Source organism: Oleiagrimonas sp., from assembly GCF_027858935.1.
Lineage (GTDB): Bacteria > Pseudomonadota > Gammaproteobacteria > Xanthomonadales > Rhodanobacteraceae > Oleiagrimonas.
Window position 1 is genome coordinate 1 of sequence record NZ_JAQIBU010000117.1, and the last position, 5,117, is coordinate 5,117.

General features: G+C 62.3%; 6 protein-coding genes. 3 read left to right on the forward strand and 3 right to left on the reverse strand.

Translation table 11 applies throughout. From position 1 onward, the window contains the following. From PF446_RS04445 to PF446_RS04455, 3 genes are all read right to left on the reverse strand, one after another. Window positions 1-116: P-loop NTPase (locus PF446_RS04445; RefSeq protein WP_298070049.1), on the reverse strand; the 116-nt coding region annotated here is incomplete at its 3' end. Between the two features lie 51 nt (window positions 117-167). Further along, window positions 168-914: a septum site-determining protein MinC gene (gene minC, locus PF446_RS04450; RefSeq protein ID WP_298070044.1), complete on the reverse strand. Its 747-nt coding sequence runs from the start codon at window positions 912-914 to the stop codon at window positions 168-170. Then, on the reverse strand, window positions 911-1,507 hold the full coding sequence (locus tag PF446_RS04455) for a GNAT family N-acetyltransferase (RefSeq protein ID WP_298070045.1): 597 nt from the start codon (window positions 1,505-1,507) through the stop codon (window positions 911-913). Before PF446_RS04455 ends, minC begins: the two co-directional genes overlap by 4 nt. A 260-nt stretch (window positions 1,508-1,767) precedes the next feature. Between PF446_RS04455 and PF446_RS04460 the strand changes: the two genes are divergently transcribed. From PF446_RS04460 to PF446_RS04470, 3 genes are all read left to right on the forward strand, one after another. Beyond that, a complete protein-coding gene (locus PF446_RS04460; protein WP_298070046.1) occupies window positions 1,768-2,991 on the forward strand; it encodes a sensor histidine kinase in 1,224 nt (407 codons plus the stop codon). Window positions 2,992-3,039: 48 nt separating this feature from the next. After that, a complete protein-coding gene (locus PF446_RS04465) occupies window positions 3,040-3,681 on the forward strand; it encodes a response regulator transcription factor (protein WP_298070047.1) in 642 nt (213 codons plus the stop codon). Window positions 3,682-3,870: 189 nt separating this feature from the next. Next, on the forward strand, window positions 3,871-5,117 hold a 1,247-nt coding region (locus tag PF446_RS04470), incomplete at its 3' end, for a hypothetical protein (RefSeq protein WP_298070048.1).

Genomic DNA, 5,117 nt, shown 5'->3' on the forward strand with positions numbered 1-5,117 from the left:
AAGTCGATGACGGCGACTTTCTTGCCCAGTTGCGCCAGGCCGGTGGCCATGGAGGCGCTGGTGGTGGTCTTGCCGACTCCGCCCTTGCCGGAAGTGACAACGATGATCTCAGTCAACTCGGTTTCTCCACATGGTTGGGTCTTGCCCTGTTGGGTGTGCAACCGCCTTCACAGGCGGGTAATCAGCAGTTTGTCATCCTCGAGCCAGCACTGTACCGGCTGGCCCGCGAGTTCGTCGGGAAGTTTTTCGAACACGCGGTACTGACCGGCGATGGAGATCAGTTCGGCCCGGAAATCCGAGCAGAAGATGCGTGCGTTCTCGTCGCCCTGTGCCCCGGCCAGAGCGCGGCCGCGCAAGGTGCCATAGACATGGATGGATCCGTCGGCAATGACTTCGGCGGCGTTGGCTACCGTGCCGGTGATGACCAGGTCGCGGTCGCGTGCGTAGATCTGCTGGCCGGAGCGCACCTGGCCTTCGTGCAACTGGCTCGTGGACGGGCCTATGACGCCAGTCGGCTCCGGGGCAGGGGGGGCGGCAGCCGGTGCCGGCGAGGCGTCGGCCGAGCCCTGACGCTCGTAGGCGCTGCGAAACTTGGCGATCAGCGGTACATGCATGCGCTGCGCCAGTGCATCCATCTCGGGGGTGCCATAGGCCAGTCCGACCGGGATCATGCCCGCGCTGCGAACGGCTTCGAGCAATGCATCGACCATGCCGTCATCGGGCAGGCTGTCGAGGTGGCTCAGGTCAAGTACCACGGCCGTACGCAGGAACATCTGCGGTGCGGTCTGCACGCGTCGATCGAGCTCATCGCACAGCGCTGCGGCATCCGCCCGGCGGACACGAACGCAGGCCATGCCGACCTGGCCGAAACGCAGGTCACATGCGTCTTCGACAATCTCCCGGGGAGCGCTCATGCGTTGTGCTCCCCGTTGGCCTGTTCGCGCTGGCGCGGACGCAGCCAGGGCAGGTCCGGCAGGCCGCCCTTGTCCAGGTAGCGTTCGCGGACAAAAACGAAGCTGCACAGATCCTTGCTCAGCATGCACACGTTGCGGCCGCTTTCGGGCATGCGCTGCTGCCCCACCTCCTGGAAGCCGAAGCTGCCATGAAACAGCAGCGTGGCGTCGTCGCGCGGCTCCAGGAACACCTCGCAGTTGAGTTTTGGCACGCGAACCTCTGCAAAGCTCAGCACGTCGCTGTAGAACACCCGCCCCAGGCCGTGACGACGGTCACTGCGGGCAATGACGATGCGGTCCACGTACAGGAATTGATCCATGCGTTCGCGAAACCACAGGAAGTTGGGGCTGTCGTGGTCGGAATCCTCGCGCACCGCGATCAGGAAGCCCGCGATATAGCCATCGGCCTCTGCCACGCGGAAATAGTCCGCGGTGTCGTAGAAATGGCGCAGTTGCGCCTGGGACATGGGAAGGATGCCTTCGCCAGCGGCATTGTTGATGGCCAGCACGGCATCGAGGTCGCGCTCACCCACGTCACGGATGGCCAGAACCATGGTTGCTCCGCTTGCTTGATTCAATCCTCGCCGTGGTCGGCGCGGGGCGTTCGCCTGACGGCAGCGAGTCAGCATGCCGGCGCTGTACAACCGGCGCACCGCATTTGCCGTGGCGCGGCGTATTATCGCATGAGAGCCATGGCTGTCATGCATGGAAGTTTTCCCGTTCAGGCGTGCATTGCATCACAATCCTCACGCTTTGGTGCAATCATGACTTCAGGCCGATTGCGCCGGGCCCCATCCCATCTATGATGCAGGCCATGCGGATGCCGCGATTCTCCCACACGCGCCTGTTGCGCTATGCCGGCCTGTTCACTTATCTGTCGGTGGGCACGCCGCTGTTCACCACGTGGGCCAACCAGCGACTGAGTTTGTTGCAACGTACCGACATGGCACTGCTGGTGTGGGCCATCTGTTATCTGGTGTTTGGCATCATCTACTGGCTGCTGACGAGCAATCTTGGCTCGCGTCGCTACCTTGCGCTGAAGCTGCTGGGCATGGCCGTGATGACGGCGGTTTCCATCGTGATTGGCTGGATCAGCCACAGCGGCCTCTCGGCGATGCTGATGGTGGTGATCAGCATGGTCCTGCCCTGGCTGCTGCCGCTGTGGATGGGTGTGGCGTGGATGGTGCTGCAGATCCTGAGTCAGGTGGTGGTGTTTTCGCGCTGGCCCGAATACCACTTCAGTATCGGCCTGGCCTTTCTCCAGTCCACGGTCTACCTGGGCATCTCTGCCCTGACCTTCGTGATCTCGCTGGTTGCCAGCCAGCAGGCCGAGGAGCGCGAGCGGCAGCGTCAGCTGAACTCCGAATTGCGTGCCACCAGGGCCCTGCTGGCCGAGTCGAGCCGGATTGCCGAACGCATGCGCATCTCACGCGAACTGCATGACCTGGTCGGCCACCACCTGACCGCGTTGAGCCTGAACCTGGAAGTGGCCAGCCATCTTGCGCAGGCGCCCGCTGCCGAGCACGTACGCAAGGCCCAGGCCACGGCCAAGCAGTTGCTGGCCGATGTGCGCGAGGTGGTCAGTGAGTTGCGTCAGGATGCCGAACTGGACCTCACGCGCGCTTTGAGCAGCCTGATCGAAGGGGTGCCCAGCATCCGCGTACACCTGCAGATGCCTCCGCGCTTCGCAGTCGAGGACCCGCAACGCGCCCAGGTGCTGCTGCGCTGCGTGCAGGAAGTGCTGACCAATACCGTGCGCCACGCCAATGCAGGTAACCTGTGGCTGCGCATCGAACGCCTGCCGGATGGCGCGCTTCACCTGAATGCTCGCGATGACGGCCGGGGCGTGCTGGACCTGCGGCAGGGCAATGGACTTTCCGGGATGCGCGAACGCCTTGAAGAGGTTGGCGGCCGGCTGGAGGTTCCTTCGATCCAGCGGCGCGGATTCCAGCTTTCGGCCTGGCTTCCACTGGCTCCCGAGGTTGGTTTTTCGGGAATGGCCTCACGCCAGCCATCGACAGGACCCGCAGCGGTATGACAGCAGTGGATTTTCTTTTCCGATGACCAGAGTCAGCGAGGTGGCAGCATGATTTCAGTCTGTCTTGTGGACGACCAGAACCTGGTGCGGCAGGGCATCCGCTCATTGCTCGACCTGGCCGAGGACGTGCAGGTCGTCGCCGAGTGTGCGGATGGAGTGGAGGCAATCGAGCAGATCCCGCAACTGAAGCCGGACGTGGTCCTGCTTGACATGCGCATGCCTCGCATGACCGGCATCGAGGTCCTGCAGACACTTTCCGCGCGCGGCGTTCTTCCTCCGACGGTGATCCTGACCACCTTCGACGACGACCAGTTGGTGCTGGCCGGACTCAAGGCCGGCGCGCGCGGCTACCTGCTCAAGGATGTCTCGCTCGACCAGCTGGTGGAGGCCGTGCGCACGGTGGCCGCTGGCGGTTCGCTGGTTGCGCCGGTGGTGACCCAGCGCCTCAAGGCCGGGGTGGGGCGCATGCAAAACGAATTTTCCAGTCTTGATCAACCGGATCCGCTCACGGAGCGTGAGACGGAAATCCTGCGCCTGCTTGCGGGCGGTTACAGCAACAAGGAAATCGCCAATTCCCTGAAAGTGGCTGAAGGGACAGTCAAAAATCACGTTTCCAACATTCTGTCCAAGCTTGGGGTCCGTGACCGGACGCGGGCCGTGCTCAAGGCACTGGAACTCGGTATCGTGTAAGCAGATGCCCGCTGCAAGGGCCGGATTGGCCATTTGTCGTCCGCCCCCTAGCCCGATGCTGCCCGAACAAGTACCATCGGACCCTTACGGTGTCGCACCACGCATCGGCGCGCCGGTATAGTTGGGGGTGTCAGACCGGTCATCGACCGGATCCGGCGCACACCGGGACAATGTTCGGAGATTTCTCGAATGACGCGTGTTTTAGAGTTTATTACAGCCCTGATCATCGTTGCTCTGCTGGGTGTCGTGGTGGGTGTTTTCATGCCCAGCCATGGCCACATCCAGCGCACGGCCATGGTCAGCAAAGACATCCGTGACGTCTACGATGTCTTCAACAATTTCGACAGGTTCAAGGACTATGCAGTCCTGCGTGCCTACGACCCGAGCATGAAGTACACGCTCTCGGGCAAGGCCTACGGTCCAGGTGCAGCGATCAGCTGGACCAGCAAGGTCCCCAAGGTCGGCAATGGCAAGCTTGTAATCGAATCGGCCAAACCCGGCTTCAGCGAGGTTTCGGACCAGGGCAGCGCCAGCATTGTCTGGAAGATCACCAATGGCTGGTCCGGCCACAACAAGCATTTCACCATCGACATGGAGCGCGCCGGTCGCGGCAAGCGCCTGGTCAAGGTGACCTGGAATTACGATGTCGACTACGGCTGGAACCTGATCGATCGGTACTCCAACCTGTATATCCACGGCACGCCTGATTCGGTGATCCAGTACAGCCTGGGCAATATCCAGAGCCTGCTCGCGTCGGTACCCAACATCGTCTATGACGATCTGAACCCGAAGCTGGTCAACACCCCGCAACAGCCGGTGCTGTATGTGTCGACCAAGTCCAAGCGCAATCTTACAGAAATGGACACGGCCATCAGCACGGCCATGGACAAGATCAACGCCGAGATGAAGAAGCTGGGCGTCAAGCAGAACGGTCCGCGCACCATTTTCACGACCAATTACGGTGACCAGAACTATACCTTCGACGTGGCCGTGCCAATCAATGCAAGCAGCTTGACCATCAACGGCAAGAGCTATGACCTGACTGCGCCCAAGTCCGCCCTTCAGGTTCAGCAGGCCGAGGCGGCCGCTGCGGCCAGCGCTGCCGAGGCAGCCAGTGCAGCCAGTGCAGCCAGTGCAGCAAGTACAGCCAGTGCAGCAAGTGCAGCAAGTGCAGCAAGTGCAGCCGCCGCGAGTTCCAGCATCGCAACCGCCGCCAGCGCCAAGGCGCCGGCCAAGATGGCTGACACCAAGAAGGGCAAGGCCAAGAACGGCAAGAACGCAGCGGATGCCGGTCCACAGCCAGGTGATCGCGACAAGCATGGTCATCTGATTGTCGACAAGGACGTGCGCGGCATGCTGGCCTTCGGTGGTCGCGCCCTTGAAGCAGAATGGGACGGCAGCCCGGCGGGTGTCCCGCCCACCCGTCAGAAGCTGGA

What these genes read in the sequence shown, in the direction of transcription:
- minC (WP_298070044.1), bottom strand. Translation starts at nt 914, where the DNA reads ATGAGCGCTCCCCGGGAGATTGTCGAAGACGCATGTGACCTGCGTTTC.
- PF446_RS04455 (WP_298070045.1), bottom strand. Translation starts at nt 1,507, where the DNA reads ATGGTTCTGGCCATCCGTGACGTGGGTGAGCGCGACCTCGATGCCGTG.
- PF446_RS04460 (WP_298070046.1), top strand. Translation starts at nt 1,768, where the DNA reads ATGCGGATGCCGCGATTCTCCCACACGCGCCTGTTGCGCTATGCCGGC.
- PF446_RS04465 (WP_298070047.1), top strand. Translation starts at nt 3,040, where the DNA reads ATGATTTCAGTCTGTCTTGTGGACGACCAGAACCTGGTGCGGCAGGGC.